The sequence below is a fragment of the Georgenia sp. Z1491 genome, from assembly GCF_049856175.1.
GTDB lineage: Bacteria > Actinomycetota > Actinomycetes > Actinomycetales > Actinomycetaceae > JB111.
Window position 1 is genome coordinate 19,943 of record NZ_JBNDNA010000016.1, and the last position, 18,045, is coordinate 37,987.

18 protein-coding genes and 1 tRNA gene are annotated in these 18,045 nt (G+C 74.0%); 13 read left to right on the top strand and 6 right to left on the bottom strand.

The window, feature by feature from the left end:
* Nucleotides 1-38 precede the first annotated feature (38 nt).
* The 9 genes from ACPYO4_RS14080 (at nucleotide 39) to ACPYO4_RS14120 (ending at nucleotide 10,731) form a co-directional block, all read left to right on the top strand.
* Nucleotides 39-713 (top strand): FMN-dependent NADH-azoreductase, encoded by a 675-nt coding sequence (locus tag ACPYO4_RS14080; protein WP_425709882.1) that lies wholly within the window; start codon nucleotides 39-41, stop codon nucleotides 711-713.
* 136 nt (nucleotides 714-849) lie between these two features.
* The gene (locus ACPYO4_RS14085) at nucleotides 850-1,761 is read left to right on the top strand and encodes a DUF2268 domain-containing protein (protein ID WP_425709883.1); all 912 of its coding nucleotides are present in this window, start codon (nucleotides 850-852) and stop codon (nucleotides 1,759-1,761) included.
* Between the two features lie 37 nt (nucleotides 1,762-1,798).
* Nucleotides 1,799-2,971 carry a prephenate dehydrogenase gene (locus ACPYO4_RS14090; RefSeq protein WP_425709884.1) on the top strand — a complete coding sequence of 391 codons (1,173 nt, stop codon included), beginning with the start codon at nucleotides 1,799-1,801 and terminating at the stop codon, nucleotides 2,969-2,971.
* A complete protein-coding gene (gene cmk, locus ACPYO4_RS14095) occupies nucleotides 2,968-3,744 on the top strand; it encodes a (d)CMP kinase (RefSeq protein WP_425709885.1) in 777 nt (258 codons plus the stop codon). The genes ACPYO4_RS14090 and cmk overlap by 4 nt, the downstream gene beginning before the upstream one ends.
* On the top strand, nucleotides 3,741-4,448 hold the full coding sequence (locus ACPYO4_RS14100) for a lysophospholipid acyltransferase family protein (RefSeq protein ID WP_425709886.1): 708 nt from the start codon (nucleotides 3,741-3,743) through the stop codon (nucleotides 4,446-4,448). The genes cmk and ACPYO4_RS14100 overlap by 4 nt, the downstream gene beginning before the upstream one ends.
* Nucleotides 4,445-6,061, top strand: coding sequence for a ribosome biogenesis GTPase Der (gene der, locus ACPYO4_RS14105; protein ID WP_425709887.1), 1,617 nt, complete (start codon nucleotides 4,445-4,447; stop codon nucleotides 6,059-6,061). Before ACPYO4_RS14100 ends, der begins: the two co-directional genes overlap by 4 nt.
* Entirely contained in the window at nucleotides 6,054-7,490 is a 1,437-nt protein-coding gene (locus ACPYO4_RS14110) for an MFS transporter (protein WP_425709888.1), read from the top strand. The genes der and ACPYO4_RS14110 overlap by 8 nt, the downstream gene beginning before the upstream one ends.
* Nucleotides 7,487-9,592, top strand: a complete 2,106-nt coding sequence (locus ACPYO4_RS14115) for a hypothetical protein (RefSeq protein ID WP_425709889.1) — start codon at nucleotides 7,487-7,489, stop codon at nucleotides 9,590-9,592. Before ACPYO4_RS14110 ends, ACPYO4_RS14115 begins: the two co-directional genes overlap by 4 nt.
* Nucleotides 9,592-10,731, top strand: a complete 1,140-nt coding sequence (locus ACPYO4_RS14120) for a glycoside hydrolase family 88 protein (RefSeq protein WP_425709890.1) — start codon at nucleotides 9,592-9,594, stop codon at nucleotides 10,729-10,731. The genes ACPYO4_RS14115 and ACPYO4_RS14120 overlap by 1 nt, the downstream gene beginning before the upstream one ends.
* An 8-nt stretch (nucleotides 10,732-10,739) precedes the next feature.
* On the opposite strand, the gene ACPYO4_RS14125 is transcribed toward ACPYO4_RS14120, so the two are convergent.
* From ACPYO4_RS14125 to ACPYO4_RS14140, 4 genes are all read right to left on the bottom strand, one after another.
* Nucleotides 10,740-11,186: a hypothetical protein gene (locus ACPYO4_RS14125; protein ID WP_425709891.1), complete on the bottom strand. Its 447-nt coding sequence runs from the start codon at nucleotides 11,184-11,186 to the stop codon at nucleotides 10,740-10,742.
* The gene (locus tag ACPYO4_RS14130; protein WP_425709892.1) at nucleotides 11,183-11,629 is read right to left on the bottom strand and encodes a hypothetical protein; all 447 of its coding nucleotides are present in this window, start codon (nucleotides 11,627-11,629) and stop codon (nucleotides 11,183-11,185) included. Before ACPYO4_RS14130 ends, ACPYO4_RS14125 begins: the two co-directional genes overlap by 4 nt.
* A 66-nt stretch (nucleotides 11,630-11,695) precedes the next feature.
* Nucleotides 11,696-12,175, bottom strand: coding sequence for a hypothetical protein (locus ACPYO4_RS14135; RefSeq protein ID WP_425709893.1), 480 nt, complete (start codon nucleotides 12,173-12,175; stop codon nucleotides 11,696-11,698).
* Nucleotides 12,175-12,819, bottom strand: a complete 645-nt coding sequence (locus ACPYO4_RS14140) for a hypothetical protein (RefSeq protein ID WP_425709894.1) — start codon at nucleotides 12,817-12,819, stop codon at nucleotides 12,175-12,177. The genes ACPYO4_RS14135 and ACPYO4_RS14140 overlap by 1 nt, the downstream gene beginning before the upstream one ends.
* Nucleotides 12,820-12,994: 175 nt before the next feature.
* On the opposite strand from ACPYO4_RS14140, the gene ACPYO4_RS14145 reads away from it, so the two are divergent.
* A tRNA-Pro gene (locus ACPYO4_RS14145) sits at nucleotides 12,995-13,071 on the top strand.
* A gap of 143 nt (nucleotides 13,072-13,214) precedes the next feature.
* Here ACPYO4_RS14145 and ACPYO4_RS14150 read toward each other — a convergent pair.
* Complete coding sequence (locus ACPYO4_RS14150) at nucleotides 13,215-14,348, bottom strand: aminotransferase class V-fold PLP-dependent enzyme (protein WP_425709895.1); 1,134 nt, start codon at nucleotides 14,346-14,348, stop codon at nucleotides 13,215-13,217.
* A gap of 4 nt (nucleotides 14,349-14,352) precedes the next feature.
* Entirely contained in the window at nucleotides 14,353-14,868 is a 516-nt protein-coding gene (locus tag ACPYO4_RS14155; RefSeq protein WP_425709896.1) for an O-acetyl-ADP-ribose deacetylase, read from the bottom strand.
* A 150-nt stretch (nucleotides 14,869-15,018) separates the two neighbouring features.
* Between ACPYO4_RS14155 and ACPYO4_RS14160 the strand changes: the two genes are divergently transcribed.
* From ACPYO4_RS14160 to ACPYO4_RS14170, 3 genes are read left to right on the top strand one after another with little or no spacing between them, the layout of a single operon-like run.
* Nucleotides 15,019-15,627, top strand: a complete 609-nt coding sequence (locus ACPYO4_RS14160) for a dihydrofolate reductase family protein (RefSeq protein WP_425709897.1) — start codon at nucleotides 15,019-15,021, stop codon at nucleotides 15,625-15,627.
* A 56-nt stretch (nucleotides 15,628-15,683) separates the two neighbouring features.
* Nucleotides 15,684-16,760 carry a YdcF family protein gene (locus ACPYO4_RS14165; protein WP_425709898.1) on the top strand — a complete coding sequence of 359 codons (1,077 nt, stop codon included), beginning with the start codon at nucleotides 15,684-15,686 and terminating at the stop codon, nucleotides 16,758-16,760.
* A gap of 29 nt (nucleotides 16,761-16,789) precedes the next feature.
* A complete protein-coding gene (locus ACPYO4_RS14170) occupies nucleotides 16,790-18,001 on the top strand; it encodes a GDSL-type esterase/lipase family protein (RefSeq protein ID WP_425709899.1) in 1,212 nt (403 codons plus the stop codon).
* Nucleotides 18,002-18,045 lie beyond the last annotated feature (44 nt).

Below are 18,045 nucleotides of genomic sequence, written 5' to 3' on the forward strand. Positions count from 1 at the left end.
CGCGCCGGCCGCGTGCGACACCGGTACCGTGCAGTGGCATGGCTCACCTGCTGCGACTCGACTCCTCCGCCCGGCCCGACGGCTCCGTCTCCCGCGAGATCACCGGCGCGTTCGCCGACGCCTGGGCGTCCGTGCCCGGGGCGACCGTCCGGTGGCGCAACCTGCACGCCGACCCGCTGCCGCACCTGCCGCACGCCGACCTGCACTGCGCGCCACCGCTGCGCCCGAGGGGCGCGACGATCAGCCATCGCGTCGAGCAGCACCAGCTGCAGGTCGTCGGCGAGCTCCTCGCCGCCGACGTCCTGCTCGTGGGAGCGCCGCTGTACAACTACTCGCTGCCCTCCACGCTCAAGGCCTGGCTCGACCACGTCCACGTGCTCGGCATGACGGCGCCGTTCCTCGAGCACCAGACCCAGCCGCTCGCCGGCCGGCCTGCGATCGTCGTCTCCAGCCGCGGGGCCGTGTACGACGACGCCGACGGACCGGAGGACCACGGCCGCCCGGTGCTGCAGGCCGTGCTCGGGGACGCGATGGGCATGCAGCTGACCTTCCTCGGAGCCGACGCCACGCTCGCCGACCTCGTGCCGGCGATGGCTCCCTTGCGGCAGCGCGCGCAGGAGGAGCGAGCCGCCGCCCTGCAGGCGGCCCGGGCGATGGGGGAGGAGCTCGCGCGCGAGGCGGCCGGGACCGGTACGGACGAGCCGGACGTCTGACCACCTGGCACGGGCGATGCCGGTGCCGCCCGGTCGCCCGCCAGCTACGTCGAGTTGATCTCGGCACGTGATCCGGGAGTGCCGTATCGGGCACACCGCGTGCACGTCCCCGCCTGCGGTCCCTACCGTGATGGGCATGCCGATCACCGTGCTCGACACCGCGTCCGGCATGCGGGAGGTGCTCACCGCGCCGCCGGCCGGCCGGCCCGACCTCCTGCGCGACCTGCTCGCGCCGATGGCGGACATGTATCGCTACGTTCCCGGCGAGGTCGACCTCGTCGCCCTGCACGCGATGTGCCAGGGCTTCCCGCTCGACCGGAGCACCGAGGACGTGCTGGCGGCCCTGGACCGCCTCGAGGCCGCGGACGCGTGGACGAGGGTCAGCGCCGCGCTGACCGATGCGGTCGAGCTCCTGACCGGTGCCGTCCCCGGGCTCGAGGTCCCGGACATCACCGTCCTGCTCGTGCTCGGGGATCCCGATGACGAGACGTTCATGGGCCCGGCGCGCGGCCTCAACGGCAACGGTGCGATGACCGGCTACATCCAGGTCACCCTGTGGCCGACCGAGGAGAACCTCGCCCGCCTCGAGGCGGCCGCCGTCCACGAGCTGCACCACAACCTCCGCTACGCGCCCGGCGGCGTGGTGTGGGACCCGGCCACCGTCGACGTCGGCGAGCACGTCGTCTCCGAGGGCCTGGCCGACGCTTTCGCGCGGCAGCTGTTCGGGAACGAGCTCGGACACACCCCGATCGGCATCCCGCACCTGGAGGACGACGAGGTGTTCGCGCACGTCCTCACCGGCCTGGACGTGACAGGCATGCAGAACGTCACCGCATGGGTGCTCGGGGACCCGATCGCCGAACGGTTCGGTGGTACCGGGGTGGGCGTGCCCACCGGCGGCGGGTACGCGGCCGGCAACCGTCTCGTCGACGCCTACCTCGCCCGGACCGGGCGGAGCGCCGCCGAGGCGCTGCACGTGCCCAGCGCGCAGATCCGCGCGGCGACCCCCGGGGCGGCGGCCGGTAGCGGGTGCGCCCACGGCGCGTGACCACGGCCGGGCCCGCCGCCTGGGCTAGCCTTCCCCGGTGACCGACGATCTTCCCCGCCGCGCCGCGGCCACCGCGGGACCGGTGCGGATCGTCGGCACCGGTCTGCTCGGCGCGAGCCTCGGGCTCGCCCTGCGCTCCCTCGGCGTCGAGGTCCGGCTGGCCGACACCTCCCCGGTCTCGCTCGCCCTCGCGCGCGACCTCGGCGCGGGAGACATCGCGGCCGGGAGCAGCGCCGTCGGGGGCGGACCCCCGACCGACGAGCCCGGGTCCCGGGAGCCCGCGACGCCCGCGATCGTCGTCGTGGCCACGCCGCCCGACGTCGCCGCCGAGGTCGTGCTGCGCGAGCTCGCCCACCACCCGGGTGCCGTCGTCACCGACGTCGCCTCCGTCAAGGACGTCGTCGCCCGGGACATCCTCCTCGGCGCGGGCGAGGCCGCGCCGCGCTACGTCGGCTCCCACCCCATGGCCGGGCGCGAGCGCTCCGGCGCCACCGGCGCGGACGCGGACCTCTTCGCCGGCCGGCCCTGGGTCGTGGTCCCCACCGAGCGCTCGTCGGCGGACGCGGTGCGGACCGTGCGGGCGCTCGCGCAGGACGTCGGCTCGTTCGCCGTCGACATGGCGGCTGCCGAGCACGACCGCGCCGTCGCCGTCGTGTCCCACCTGCCCCAGGTGCTCTCCTCGTTGCTCGCCGCGCGACTCAACCACGCCGACGAGGCCGCACTCGGGCTCGCCGGCCAGGGGCTGCGCGACACCACGCGGATCGCCGCTGCCGACCCCCGGCTGTGGAGCGCGATCCTCACCGGGAACGCGGCCGCGCTCGCCGCCGAGCTGCGGTCCGTGCGCGACTCGCTCGACGAGGTGCTGGGCGCACTGGATCTCGGCGTCGCCGACCCGCTCGCCGCCGGCGCGGTCCGCCCGCTCGCCGACGCGATCCGCGGCGGCAACGAGGGGGCCGCCCGCATCCCCGGCAAGCACGGGGGAGCGCCCCGCCGCTACGCCGAGGTCACCGTGCTCGTCCCCGACGCGCCCGGTCAGCTCGGCCGCCTGTTCAGCGAGGTCGGCGACGCCGGCGTGAGCATCGAGGACCTCGGCATCGAACACTCGGCGGGACAACGCGTCGGTCTCGTGCGACTGTCGGTGGTGCCGTCGGCCGCCGCCGACCTGGAGATCGAGCTCGACCGCAGAGGCTGGAGGGTGGTCGCCTCATGACCACGGACGACATACCGACGACACCGGCACAGCGCTGGCCCGACCTGCCCGGCCGCGGCGCGGGCCTGCTCCTCGCGATCGACGGACCCGCCGGCTCCGGCAAGTCGACCGTCGCGCGGCGGGTCGCCGGCTCGCTCGGGCTCGCCTACCTGGACACCGGGGCGATGTACCGGGCGGCGACCCGCTGGTGCCTGTCCGGCGGGCTCGACCTCGCCGAGCCCGACCCGGCCGCCGTGACGGCCCGGGTGGCCACGATGCCGCTGACGATGGTCCTGGATCCCGAGCGGCCCCGCACGCTGCTCGACGGCGAGGATGTCTCGCAGGCCATCCGCACCCCGGAGCTCACCCGCCGCGTGGCCGCCGTCGCTTCGAACCTCGACGTGCGCGCCGACCTCCTGCGCCGCCAGCGTGCGATCGTCGTCGACGAGACCACGCCGGGCCGGGCCTCGGTCTCTGCGGGCCGCGGGGTGGTCGCCGAGGGGCGCGACGTGACGACCGTGCTCGCCACGGACGCCGACGTGCGGCTGCTGCTCACCGCCAGCGAGGAGGCCCGGCTCGCCCGCCGCGCCCGCGAGGTCCGCGGCTCCAGCGACGCCGAGGCGGTCGCCGCGACGCGCGCCGAGGTCCTCGACCGGGACACGACCGACTCCGCCACCACGAGCTTCCTCACCGCCGCGGACGGGGTGACCACGCTGGACACCTCCGACCTCGACCTGCCCGAGGTCGTCGCCGCGGTCCGCGAGCTGGTGGCGTCGACGAAGGGACACCGATGACGGACAAGGACACCCGCTCGCGCGGCCGGCGCACGTCGGCGGACGACATCCTGCGCTGGGGCCCCGTGTGGTCCCGCAGGGTCGGGCAGGTGCTCGCCCACGGATGGTGGCGCACGAGGATCGTCGGTGCGGAGAACGTGCCGGCGACGGGACAGGTCATCGTGGCCTCCAACCACACCGGCATCGTCGACGGCCCGCTCCTGCACGGCGCCCTCCCGCGCGGCTCGCACATGATCATCAAGCAGGAGTTCTGGGACAGCCCGCTCGGGTTCCTCATGACGCTCGCCGGCCAGATCCCGGTCGACCGCCGTGCCGGTCGCAACGCCCTGCAGATCGCCAAGCAGTTCCTGTCCGAGGGCCGGCTCGTCGGGATCTTCCCAGAGGGCTCCCGCGGCCGCGGCGACGCCAGCCAGGTCCACGCGGGCGTGGCGTGGCTGGCCGTCCAGTCGGGCGCGCCGGTCGTGCCCGTCGCGATCCTCGGCACCCGCCCGCCCGGTACCCCCCGGTCCTACGTCTCCCCGCCGCGCTCGAGGCTCACGGTCGTCATCGGCGAGCCGGTGGCCGTCGAGGTGCCCTCTGGCGCGTCGGGCCGCACCGCCATCACCGCCGCGATGGAGCAGATCGGCCGGGCGCTGTCCGCGCACGTCGCCGACTCCGTGGAACGGACCGGCATCCCCCTGCCCGACGACGAGGACCCCCGATGAGCGAGCCCACCGACCCCACCACAGGCCCCACCGACGCCCCGGCCGCCGACCAGCGGCCGGCCGCCTCGACGCCCGGCGGCGACGGCACGCCGGCCACCGAGCCGGGCTTCGTCGTCGGGGACTGGGACTCCGACGCCCCGCCGGAGCGCCCCGACGTGCCCGAGGCCGACGACGACGACGAGGCCCGCCGCGCCGAGGCGCTCCTGGCCGGCCTGCAGCAGTACGACCTCGGCGACGAGGACCTCGCCGTGCTCGACGGCGAGGGACAGCTCGACGACGACACGGAGATCGAGGCCGGCCTGCCCGTGCTGGCCGTCGTCGGCCGACCCAACGTGGGCAAGTCGACCCTCGTCAACCGGATCCTGGGCCGGCGGGAGGCCGTCGTCCAGGACACGCCCGGAGTCACCCGGGACCGCGTGAGCTACCCGGCGGAGTGGGCCGGCCGCCGGTTCACGCTCGTCGACACCGGTGGTTGGGAGGTCGACGCCCGCGGCCTGGACGCCCAGGTCGCCCAGGCCGCCGAGACCGCGATCGATCTCGCCGACGCCGTGCTGCTCGTGGTCGACGCCGTCGTCGGTCCCACCGACACCGACGAACGGGTCGTCCAGCTCCTGCGCCGTTCCGGCAAGCCGGTGGTCCTCGTGGCCAACAAGGTCGACTCCGCCTACCAGGAGCCTGACGCCGCGATGCTCTGGTCGCTCGGCCTCGGCGAGCCCCACCCGGTCTCGGCCATGCACGGCCGGGGCAGCGGCGACGCTCTCGACGCCGCGATGGCGGTCCTGCCCGAGGTCTCCGCCGTCGCCGCCCCGCTCCCGCCCGGCGGCCCCCGGCGGGTCGCCCTCGTGGGACGGCCGAACGTCGGCAAGTCCTCCCTGCTCAACTCGCTCGCCGGCAGCGAGCGGGTCGTCGTCAGCGAGATCGCCGGCACCACCCGGGACCCGGTCGACGAGGTCGTCCACCTCGACGGGCGCGCCTGGTGGTTCGTCGACACCGCGGGCATCCGGCGCCGCGTCCACCAGTCGAGCGGCGCGGACTACTACGCGTCGATCCGCACCCAGGCCGCCATCGAGCGCGCCGAGGTCGGGGTGGTCCTCATGGACGCCTCCGAACCGCTGGCCGAGCAGGACCTGCGCGTCGTCCAGCAGGTGGTCGACGCCGGGCGTGCCCTGGTCGTCGTCATGAACAAGTGGGACCTCGTCGACGACGAGCGCCGCCACATGCTCGAGCGCGAGATCGAGCGGGACCTCGTCCAGGTGACGTGGGCGCCCCGCATCAACCTCGCGGCCATGACGGGCTGGCACACCAACCGCCTCGCCCGCGCGCTCGACGCCGCGCTGGACTCGTGGTCCACGCGCGTGCCGACGGGCCGGCTCAACGCGTTCATCGGCGAGCTCGCGGCCGCGCACCCGCACCCGGTCCGCAGCGGCAAGCAGCCCCGGATCCTCTTCGCCACCCAGGTGTCCGCGCGCCCTCCCCGGTTCGTGCTGTTCGCCTCGGGATTCATCGAGGCCGGCTACCGGCGGTTCATCGAGAACCGACTGCGGGCGGCCTTCGGCTTCGTCGGCACCCCCATCGAGATCTCGGTCCGGGTCCGCGAGCGACGCCGTGCCTGACGCCGCGCGCGTCGCCGACCCGGACGGTCAGGACCGGTCGGTCGGCGGACGCGCGCAGCCCGGGCGGGGCGAACGGCTGGGGTTCGCCGTCGGCGACGTCTTCATGGGCGGGGCCAGCTCGCTCATCTCCGTCGTCTACCTCATCTTCCTCACCGACGTCGTCGGCCTCAGGCCCGGCCTCGCCGGCTCGGTGGTGCTCGTGGCCAAGGTGTGGGACGCCGTCAACGACCCGCTCATGGGTGCCCTGTCGGACCGCACCCGCACGCGGTGGGGGCGCCGCCGGCCGTACATGATCGTCGGCGCGCTGCTGCTCGTGCCGGCGATGGCGCTGCTCTGGCTGCCGCAGCTGCCCGTCTCCGGCCAGCTGTCGATGTTCGCGTGGGCGGTGGCCTCCTACCTGCTGTACGCCACCGTGCAGACGGTCATGGCGGTGCCGTACGCGTCGTTGTCGACCGAGATCGCCACGGACTACGACGTCCGCAACCGCGTCAACACACTCAGGCTCCTGCTCTCCACCGTGTCCTCGGCGGTCTGCTCGCTGCTCGCGACCTTCCTGTTCGAGGCCTACCGCGGGGGCGACCTGACCGTCGGCGGGCTCTACACGGGGATCGTCCTCGGACTCGGTGTCGTCCTCGCGGCCTGCGTACTGACCTCGGCCCTCGTCTCGAGGGAGCGGACGCCGCTGCCGGAGACGATCGAGCCCGTGACCCCGCGCGCGTTCGTCGCGCCGCTGCGGATCCCCACGTTCCGGCGCCTCCTGGGCATGTACCTCGGCCACTCCCTGGCGCTCGACATCATCACGGCCTCGCTCCTGTACTACACGCTGTACGTGGTGTCCGGCGCGAGCTCCCAGGTGGTGCTCGGCCTCTTCATCGCCGTCAACGTCGTGGCCTACCCGATCGTCACCGCGCTCGTCGGGCGCGTGTCGAAGGCGACCGTCTACCGCACCCTGCTGCCGCTGGGGATCGCCGCGGCGGCCGGCGTCGCCCTGTACCCGGGGACGTGGCCCGTGTGGGGCCTGTACGGCGTCGCGCTCGCGCTGGCCGTCGGCATGGCCGGCGCCCAGCTCATGCCGTGGGTGATGTTCGGGGACGTCGTCGACGACGCCGAGCTCGCCACCGGCCGCAGGGACGCGGGCTCCTTCAGCGGTCTCATGACGTTCGTGCGCGGGCTGGCGACCGCCGTCGTCGTCCAGCTCATCGGGCTCGTGCTCGAGCTCACCGGCTACGTCGCGCCCGTCGGCACCGAGGTCGTCGAGCAGTCGGAGGCTACCCGGTGGGGGATCCGGCTCGTGCTCGGCGTGGGGGTCGGGGCCATGCTCCTGCTCGGCCGGCGGGTCTCGCGCGGCTACCCGATCACGCGCGACCGCGCGCTGGTGACGGCGCGGACGCTCGCGGAGCGACGTGGGGCGGCCGGGGGGCCGGCATGAGCGCGCGACGCCTGCGGCGGCTCGGCCACGACGCGCCGCCGCCCACCGACGACCCCGGCATGGGCGAGAAGATGGGCCCCTCCGGGTTCGCCGCCCTGGCCGATCTCGTGGCGGGACGACCGGTCGACGTGGCGCCGCTGCTCGACCGGGCGCGCTTCGTCGACCTGCGCATCGACTGCGCCGACTTCCGGGCGCTCACGCTCGCGCGCGTGGTGCACGCGGACCTCGCGAACGCGGAGGTCGCGAACGCGGAGGTCACGTCGGGGTCCGGGGAGCGCGCGAACGCGGAGCTCGCCGCAGGGACCGGGGCCCGTGCGCCGTGGCGCGAGGCGCGTGCGCCGTGGCGCCTGCCGGCCGAGGTCCGGGACCGGCTCCGCGACACCCTCACCGGTTTTAGGTACTCCCTCGACGTGCCGGGCGACGACTCGATGTGCCTGTGGTCGGAGAACCACCAGGTCGTGGCGGCGGTCGCGGAGCACGCGGCGGGGCTCGGGTACCCGACCCGGCGCTTCTCCGCGTCCGGGGCGACCGGCCGTGAGCACGCAGATCTCGCCGCCGACCGGCTCCGGACGTGGCTGGCGGACCGGTTCCGGATCGGGTTCGTCGAGTGGCTCTCGCCCACGTACTACGAGGAGGACGCAGCCGCGCTGGCCGTCCTCATCGACGTGACCGACGACGAGGATCTGCGCGAGCGGGCGCGCGGGGCCCTCGACCTGCTGACGATCGACCTCGCCCTGCACTCCGCCGGCGGGGTGCTCGTCGGCAGCGCGGGCCGGGCCTACGGCGCGCAGAAGCTGGCGCCGTCGACCCAGGAGGTCGCCCCGGTCCTCGCGTGGCTGCTCAACGACCGGTCAGGGCGCGCGCCGGGGCACCGGGACGACGACGCGGTGCGAGCCCGCGGTGCCGACCGCCTCGGCGGCCTGCTGCGCGTGTCCTCCTACCGTGCGCCGGCGGTGGCGCGGTCGATCGTCGCGGACACCTCGCCGATGCTGGTGCGGGAGAGCTTCGGCCTCGACATCGGCGAGGTCGCCGGATACGTCGCCGACCCGGACGACCTCGAGCGCAGGGGGTTGCTGCTGTGGTCGATGGAGTCGTTCACGGACCCCGAGTCGGTGCGCATCACGATGGACCTCGTGGCGCGGTGGGGACTGTGGCGCAACCGGTTCCTCTCACCGCTGGCCGCGTTCCGGCACGTCCCGCGCGCGATCCTGCCCGCCCTCGTGCACGCCGTGGACCCGGCCACGCGGGGAGTGACGATCCGTCGTGCGGACGTGACGACCTGGCGGCGGGGCGGGCTCGCGCTGTCGTCGGTCCAGCACCACGAGCCGGGTGGGTACGGCGACCAGCAGCACCTGTGGCAGGCGACCCTGCCCGGGGGAGTCCCGGTCCTCGCCACGCATCCGGGGCGGGCGATGTTCGACGACGTCGCGCGGAACTTCTCCCCGTCGGCGTGGACCGGCAACGGGCGCAACCCCGACGTCGGCCAGGACGGTCAGGTGCTCCTCGCGCTGCACCGCCTCGGGGGGCGGCACGGGTATCTCGAGCGCGAGCGGCACCGGTGGACGCACCTGCTGTGGCGGGAGGACCGGTTCGACCGGCAGGACCGGGGCGACGACTGGGTGGTCGCGCAGGCGGGCGACGGCCTGGTCGGCGTGCGGTCCCTGCGTCCGATGCGCACCGGCGAGCCCGGGGAGCTCGTGCAGGCCGGCGACGTCACCGGATGGGCGGTGGTCGTGGCGGACGCCGGCGAGGGGTTCCCGTCCTTCCGTGAGCGGATCCGGCGCTCGACGCTGCAGATCGACGACGCCGGCCGCACCCTCGTGCTCCGGATCGCCGGCGACGACGCCCGGGTGCCCGGCGGGACCGCGACCGGTGCCGGCGACCCGGCGTCCGTGCCAGGCCGGGACGGGCGGGTGCCCGTCGGCGAGTGGCGCCTCACCTGGCGTCGGGGGCTGTTCCGCGACGGCGCGGCCCTGACGCGTGAGCACCCGCGGCTCTCGTTCGGGGACACCCACGTGGAGCGGTTCCCGGACCGCCTCACGGTCCGGCACGACGGTCACGAGCTCGTCCTCACGCCCCGTGGTCGGCAGGAGCAGCGGTGATGAGGTTCGCCCTTGCGCGCACGGTCGAGCTGCTCGACGATGTCGTCGCCTCGGACGCCACGCGGCCCGTCCGGCCGTGGATGTGGGGACCGGCCCTGCTCGGGCTCGCGCTCGCCGAGGTGGAGACCGCCGTCGGCGACCGCGGCTACGAGGCATGGCTCGCCCGGTTCGCCGACCACCACCTCGAACGGGGCGCGCTGCCGGTCAGTGCGGACACGATCGCCCCCGCGCTGGTCACCGCCGAGCTGGCCCGCCGCACCGGCGAGTCGCGCTACGCCCGGGCCACCGACCGCGCCCTGGCCGCCGTGCGTGCGGAGGAGCCGCTCGGCGGCCCGCCGGGCGGGGGAGCGGCGAACCACCTCGGTACGTCGGGCTACTCGAGGTTCTACCCCCGGTCGGTGTGGGTGGACTCGCTGATGATGGTCGGCGTGCTCGCGGCCCGCGAGGGCGCGGCCCGGGGGGACGAACGGCTGACCGCCACGGCCGCCGCGATGCCGGGCGCCTTCGCCGACCTGCTGCAGGATCCGGTCACCGGGCTGTGGGCGCACTCGTGGTGGGCGCCGGGGCGGTTCGGCGGCGCGCACGGGCGGCGGTACCCGCGCGTGGCCTGGGCGCGGGGGAACGCCTGGGTCGTCGCGGCACTCCCGGCGATCCTCGAGGTCGTGGGGTCCGGACCTCCTGCCGGGCCGGGTTCGCCGGCGGGCCGGCCGGACCCGGTGGCCGACGGGGCGTCGCGCCCCGTCGAGCTCGCGCGAGCCGTGGACGTGCTCGGGTCGACCAGCGCGGCGATCCGGCGTCGTCAACGGCCCGACGGCACCTGGCCGACGCTCCTGGAGCCGTCCGGAGGCTACCGCGAGCTCTCCGCCACCGCGCTCGTGGCCGGCGGCTGGTTGCGGGCCGTTCGGCTCGGGCTCCTCGAGGAGTCCTACGTGGTGCCCGCCCGGCGCGCGCTGGCCGCGGTGGTCGGCGCGGTCGACCGGCGTCATGGCCGATGGTCGTTGCCCGAGGTCTCGGGCCCGACGATCCCGCTGCCCGTCCTGCCGCGCGCGGGCTATCTCGCGGTGCGCCCGGGGCGCGACCATCCGTGGGGGCTCGCCGCGCTCGCGCTCGCGGCGATCGAGGACGACCGCCTCGCGTAGCGGCGTTGTCAGTCGTCCTGCGGACTCAGGCCGAGCGCATCGCACTCCGTGCGCAGACCGCTGACCGCGTCGTCGGCGGCCTGCTGGTCGAGGAACTGTTGCGCGGACACGAGGTCCGTGCCGTGCTCCTCGAGCTCGTCGTAGGTCGGGTCGGCGACCGATGCAGCGGACGCGAGCTGGACGATGATGCCGAGCCGCGCATGGACCGGGTCGTCGTCGATCCCGCCGAGTGACATGAGGTCCAGCGGTTCCGGCAGCTGGTCGACGACCGAGCACACGTGAGCGGCGTCGGATGCGGGGCCCGGAGCAGCCTCGTCGGCGGAGCCCGCGCTCGGCAGGACGAGCCACACGACGAGGAACCCCAGTCCCGCGCCGACGAGCACGGCAACGAGGGCGGCAAGGACCTGCGGCCCTGAGCGGCGCTCCGGTCGTCCGGAGGCGGTGTGCGCGGTCATGATGTGCCCTCCGTCAGACCGAGGTCCGTGCAGGTGGTGCGGAGCGCGTCGAGTCCCTGGGTGACCCTGGTGCTGTCGAAGAACAGGGTCGCCTCGCGGATCTCGGTTCCGCTGTCCCGGATCGGCTCGTAGGTGGGATCGACCAGGCTGGCGGCCGCACCGAGATCGGCTATCGAGTGCAGCAGTCCCCACGTCGGGTCCTGCTCGAGATCGCCGAGGCTCTCCAGGTCGACCTCGCTCGGCAGCCGGTCCGCCACGCCGCACGCATAGGCGGCGTCGGCCTCCGCGGACGAGACCTCGGGGGCCTCGTCGTCGCGGAGGAACCACCCGGCCGCCGCTCCCACACCACCACCGACGACGAGCGCGACGACCGCGACAGCGACCAGCAGACCGCGGCCCCTGCGCGGGGGCGCGTGGGGCCCACCGGGGGTCCGGCATCCCACGGCGGTTGGTGTCCCTGCCACGTCGGTGGCTGCGACGCGTGCGGAGCGGGTCCCTCCCCCCGACGATCAGGCGTCGGCGTCCCATGCCAGGTCAAGGCGCTCACACTCCTCCCGGAACTGAGCCAGTGGCTCGGTGGCTGCGGCGATGTCGAACGCCCGCTGGTGGGCCGACCTGATCTCGCCGCCGAGCTCCTGGAGCGGGACGAACGTGGCGTCGGCCGCCGCTGCGGCCGAGGGAAGGACCATCAGCGCGCCCAACCGGTAGAAGAGCGGATCGTCGTGGTCGGCGATCATCTCGTTCGAGAGGTCGTCCGGAAGCTCGCCGGCGATGCGGCAGGCGTGCGCCGCATGGTCGCGGGGCTGCAGGCTCTCGGAGGCGTCGTCGTCGACGAGGAGGAGGCGGTGCAGCAGGAGACCGAGCCCGACCCCGACGGCGAGCGCGAGAACGGCGACGATCGCTCGGACCGGGCCTGCGCCGCGCCCACGGTCCGACGGGAGCGCGGTGGCGGAGGACCGTGCGGGCGGACCCCCGTGGTGGGTACTCATCACGCGTCCTCCTCGAGACGGTCGCACTCGGCGCTCAGGTCGCCCAGCGCGGCGTTCACGCCCGGTTCGTCGAAGTTGACGATGCTCCGATGCAGCGTGGCTGCGTGCTCGAGGAGCGCGGCGTAGCGCTCGTCGTCCGCGTCCGCGTCCGCGGCAGCGGCCAGCTCGTGGACGGACAGCGCGAGCATGTAGCCGGGATCGTCCGAGCCGCTGGTGGCGCCGTAGTCCCAGTCGGACTCAAGGTCGCGGGAGACCGCGCAGGCATGCGCGGCGTCCGCCTCGGCCGCCGAGAGCTCGCCGGGCTCGCCACCCCCGATCAACCAGCCCACCCCGACGCCGACGGCGGTCCCGACGACCAGCAGCCCGACGCCGATCGGGACGAGGTGGCGGCGTGGGGGAGCAGCGGGGGCGTGAGGTTGGGCGGCGTACTGCTGCTGGGGATGTGCCTGCTGCGGCCAGGCCTGATCGCCGTCCTGCTGGGGCGGGTAGGAATGCTCCGGCCCGGGCTGGTAGCCGTGCGTCCGGGTAGGGTGCGGCTGTTCCGGCCACGGCTGATGCCCGTGCGGCTGCGGGGGGCCGTGCTGGTGCGGGCCGTAGTGACGAGGAGACGGTTGATGAGGGGAGAACTCCGGGGGGCGGGCCATCGCCTCACTGTGCCCGGGGGTCAATGGCAGGTCAATGTCTGACCGTGCGCGCGAATGGACAGGGGTACCCTGGCCCCATGCTCGCTGGTGACGTGACGTGCGCGACGCTCGGCGGATTGGAGAAGCGGCGTCCCCGCGGTGTAATCTCGTGCGGTCCCGCGGTGCTCCGCGGAGACGGGCTGTGGCGCAGCTTGGTAGCGCACTTGACTGGGGGTCAAGGGGTCGCAGGTTCAAATCCTGTCAGCCCGACCATGTGATGTCTGAAGGCATCTCGAGGGCCCGAACTCACGGACGTGGGTTCGGGCCCTCGTCATGTTCGGGGTCGGTAGTCGCGGTCGGTGAGACGCGCTCACACTCCGCTCGCGGTACTTGGTGCTGCAGGAAACCGCGCCGCCTCAGCGCGCCCTGATCTGGTCCAGCGCCCGTTCGAGGCGGCCCACGGCGGCGTCGACGTCGGCGAGCTTGTCCAGCCCGAACAGACCGATCCGGAAGGTGGAGAAGTCCTCGCCCTCACCGCACTGCAGCGGCACGCCGGCCGCCACCTGCACGCGGGCCTCCTTGAACGCCGCGCCGCTGCGCAGCTCCGGGTCGTCGGTGTGCACGACGACCACGGTGGGCGCGGCGAAGTCGGGGGCCGCGACCGACGGCAGCCCGCGGGAGGCCAGGAGGTCCCGCACGCGAGCGCCCAACTCGATCTGTGCCGCGCGCTGCGTCTCCAGCCCGCGCTCCACGGTCTCGCGCATGAGGTCGAGGTTGTGGGTGAGCGTGTCGGTGGGCATGGTTGCGTGGTACGGCGCGCGTCCCTCGCGGTAGTCGTCGGCTATCGAGAGCCACTTCCTCAGGTCGGCCGCGAAGCTCGTGCTCGTGGTCGAGAGGACCGCCTCGCGACCCGCCTCGCCGAGCATGACGTAGCCGGCGCCGGGAGAGCCGCTCCAGCCCTTCTGCGGCGCGGTGAGCAGCACGTCCACGCCGGTGTCGGACATGTCCACCCACAGCGCCCCGGAGGCCACGCAGTCGAGGACGAACAGCCCGCCGACCTCGTGCACCGCGTCCGCCACGGTGCGCAGGTAGTCGTCGGGCAGGACCATGCCGGCCGCGGTCTCGACGTGCGGCGCGAACACGACCTCCGGCCGCCTCTCGCGGATTGCCGCGACGACGTCCTCGACCGGCGCGGGCGCCCACGCAGCCTGTGGCTCCGTCGTCGTCGGCCGTGCGGCGCACACCGTCACGTCGTCCGTGATCGACCCGGCCTCGAGGATCTGCGTCCATCGGTAGGAGAAGAGGCCGTTGCGCACGACGAGCACGCGGCGCCCGGTGGCCAGCTGGCGGGCGACCGCCTCCATCGCGTAGGTGCCGCCGCCGGGCACGACCGCTGCGCTGCGGGCGCTGTACGTCGTGCACAGGATGTGGAGGACCTCCTGCAGCACCCCGACGAAGCGCCGCGACATGTGGTTGAGGGAGCGGTCGGTGAAGACCACCGAGTACTCGAGGAGGCCATCGGGGTCGACGTCGTCGTGCGGCAGGATCACACCATCACTCTGCCACGTCCGACCGAGCGATCTCTGTCTCGACCCGGTCTCGCACGCCGGGGTCGAGGGCGACGATGCGCACCCGCTGCACGTCGGTGGGGGTAGTGAGGATCGTCGTCACCGCTGCCCTGACGGCGTCGTCGAGCGGCCAGGCGTACACCCCTGCGCTGATGAGCGGGAACGCCACCGTGCTCGCCCCGAGCTCGTCGGCGACCTGGAGCGAGCGGCGGTAGCAGGACTCGAGCAGCGACCGGTCGCGCTGCCCGGCGCCGTAGTTCGGTCCCACGGTGTGGATCACCCAGCGTGCCGGCATGTCGCCCGCCGTGGTCCAGCCGGCGTCACCGGTGGCGAGCCCGTCGGGGAACCGCGCGACGCAGTCCGCCAGGACGGATGGTCCACCCACGCGGTGGATCGCACCGTCGACGCCGCCGCCTCCGCGCACCCGGTTGTTGGCGGCGTTGACGAGGGCATCGACGTCCTGCCGTGTGAGGTCGCCCAGCACGGCGGTCAGCTCGGTCATCGGCCCAGTCTGGGTCGCCTCCGCCCGGGCGTGCAACGGATCACGACACGCACGACGCCGGAGGAACGGGGCCGGCCGGTCCGCGCACGGAGCACCACGGTCCGTACCGTGTCCGCACGGCACCGGTGCCGACCAACCGACGGGGGAGACATGAGCACGCACGAGGAACCAGCAGCGCACGAGCACCCAGGGTCGCCCGACGGCACGAGCGCCCGTACGCTCGCGATCACCCAGAACATCACCGTCGACGGCCGGGTCGAGATGCTGGGGGACTGGTTCGACCCGGCCGCGCAGGACGAGGAGCTCCTCGCGGAGATCCACCGGCAGGATGCGACCTGCGACGCGCTGCTGCTCGGCCGCCGGACCTTTCTCGACCTTCGCGGCTACTGGCCGGAGCAGACGGACGACAGGACCGGCATCGCCGACCAGCTGGGCACCGTGGCCAAGTACGTCGTCTCGACGACGTTGGCCGACCCCGGATGGCAGCGCTCCACGATCATCGGCCAGGACCCGCTCGCGGCGATCCGCGACCTCAAGCGCCGACCGGGGCAGGACATCGTGTGCACCGGCAGCATCACCCTGTGCCACGCCCTCCTCTCGGCCGGGCTCGTGGACGAGGTCCGGCTGTTCACCTACCCCGTGATCCAGGGCCGAGGCCGACGGCTGTTCCCGGACGATCTCCCCGCTGTCGACGCCCGCCTCGACCGATCGATGTCGTTCGGCAACGGAGTGACCTACACGGGCTGGTCCCTGCAGTGACCTCCGGGGCCGCGACGATCGAAGGATCGCCGCAGGTCAGGCGTTAGGTTGCGCGTATGGACACGACCTGGATCCTCGTAGTCGTCGCCCTGCTGGGCCTGTCGGCGACGGCGGCCGGCGTCGTCGGGATCGTTCGCGACGGCAGGCGGATCAGCACGCTGGTTCGTGCCGTCCTCGGGCTAGGCACCGCCGTCCTCGCCGTCGCTCTCCTGCTCTACTCATGGGGGCACGAGGGGATGCTCCTCACGGTCGGCATCGCGGCACTCGTCGTGGTGGTGCTCGGGAACGTACTCGGCTATCCGCTGCTGGTGCTCTTCCTCCTGTGGAGCGGCGTCACCGTCCTGCGGCGGGAGAGCCGCACTCTCGGCAACGCGCTGGCCCTGGTGGCCGGCGTCGGGCTGGTGCTGCTGCCTGGCACGCTGGGCCTGCTGGAGCCGTCCGGGACCGCGCAGCCTGATGCCGGTTACATGGTCCGGTACGCGGTGCACCTGGCGCTCGTTCTGATCGTGGCCGAGCTCGCCTTCTCCTTCGCGGCGTTCCTCGGCGCCTCCGTGCTCTACCGGTGGCGCAGGACCCGGGTCGTGCCCGAGGCGGTCATCGTCCTCGGCTCGGGACTGCGCGACGGCGAGGTGCCACCCCTGCTATCCGGCCGTCTCGAGCGAGGACTCCGCGCGCAGCAGGAGCACGACGGTCGTCCCGTGATCATTACCAGTGGCGGACAGGGCCCGGACGAGCCTCGTTCCGAGGGCGTCGCGATGCGCGAGTACCTGCTCGAACGCGGCACCGAGCCGGACCGGGTGGTCGCCGAGACGGAGTCGAGGAACACCTCGGAGAACCTCCGGTTCTCACGGCGACTTCTGACCGCCGCTGACGCCCCGGTGGAGGTCGTCACCAGCAGCTACCACGTGTTCCGAGCCGCACTGCTGACTCGCGACCTCGGCATGCGGGCGCGCGTGCTCGGGTCGCGCACCGCCTGGTACTACGTCGCCAGTGCGATGCTGCGAGAGTTCGCCGCGCTCACGCGCGACCACCTGCGCCTGCATGCGACCGTGGTCGTCCTGCTCGTGGCCCTGGCCGTGGCCCTCACCCTGGTGGTCGTCCCGGCGTCGGGCACGCCGACGGGCTCACCGTGAGCACCGACGACGAGGAAGGACGGCGACTCATGATCAGTACACCGCTGACCGACGAGCTGCTGCGCGGCCACGAGATGCTCGAGCACACCCCGCGAGGCCGGCGCCCGCACCGCCTGCCCGGCTGGGTCCTCGACCAGGTGCCGGACCCGCGGATGGCGGCGATGGAGGCCCAACCCTCGGGCGTACGGGTCGCGATGCGCACGACGGCGCGGACCGTCGAGCTCACCGTCCACCCGACCCGGCTGACCCTCCTCGGCTTCGACCGGCCGCGCGGCGCCGTCGACCTCGTCGTCGAGAACCGGCTCGTCACCAGCGACGTGCTCACGGGCGGCGACACGATCGAGACCGACCCGAGGACCGGGCTGACGACTCGGTCCGAGGGCCCGCCGCACGTGGCCCGCTTCGAGCTGGACCCGGGCGACACGCTCGTCGAGCTGTGGCTGCCGCACAACGAGTCGGTCGAGCTCCTCGAGCTGCGCACCGACGCACCGGTGGCCCCCGCACCGCCGGCGGGTCGGAGGTGGCTCCACCACGGCAGCTCCATCAGCCAGGGCTCGAACGCGACGTCGCCGGCCCGCACCTGGCCCGCTCTCGCCGCCCGCCTCGGCGGCGTCGAGCTGCGCAACCTGGGACTGGGCGGGAACGCGCTGGTGGATCCCGGCGTCGCGCGCGTCATGCGCGACACCCCGGCGGACCTGCTCAGCGTCAAGCTCGGCATCAACGTCGTCAACGCCGACGCGATGCGCGTGCGCACCTTCGTGCCGGCCGTGCACGGGTTTCTCGACACGATCCGCGAGGGCCACCCGACCGCGCCGCTGGTCCTCGTGTCCTCGACGCACTGCGCGATCCACGAGTCCACGCCCGGTCCAGGGGCGTTCGAACCCGCGAGCCTCACGACCGGGCAGGTGAGGTTCGCCGCCACGGGGCGGCCCGGTGACACCGAGCTCGGCCGCCTCACCCTGACGGTGGTCCGCGAGGTGCTCGCCGAGGTCGTCGCGGGTCGCGACGACCCCCACCTGCACCACCTCGACGGCACCGCGCTCTACGGCGCGAAGGACGAGGCGGACCACCCCCTGGCCGACGCCCTGCACCCCGACACGGCCGCCCACGAGCTCATCGGGACGAGGTTCGCGGAGTACGCGTTCGGCACCGCCGGCCCGTTCGCCGGGACGGACGACGGCGACCGGACCGGGGAGGAACGCCCCGCCGCATCCCCACGGCAGCCACTCGACCAGGGGTAAGGTCCATCGACGCCGCCGCGTCGCTCGGACGCCGGCACACCGAC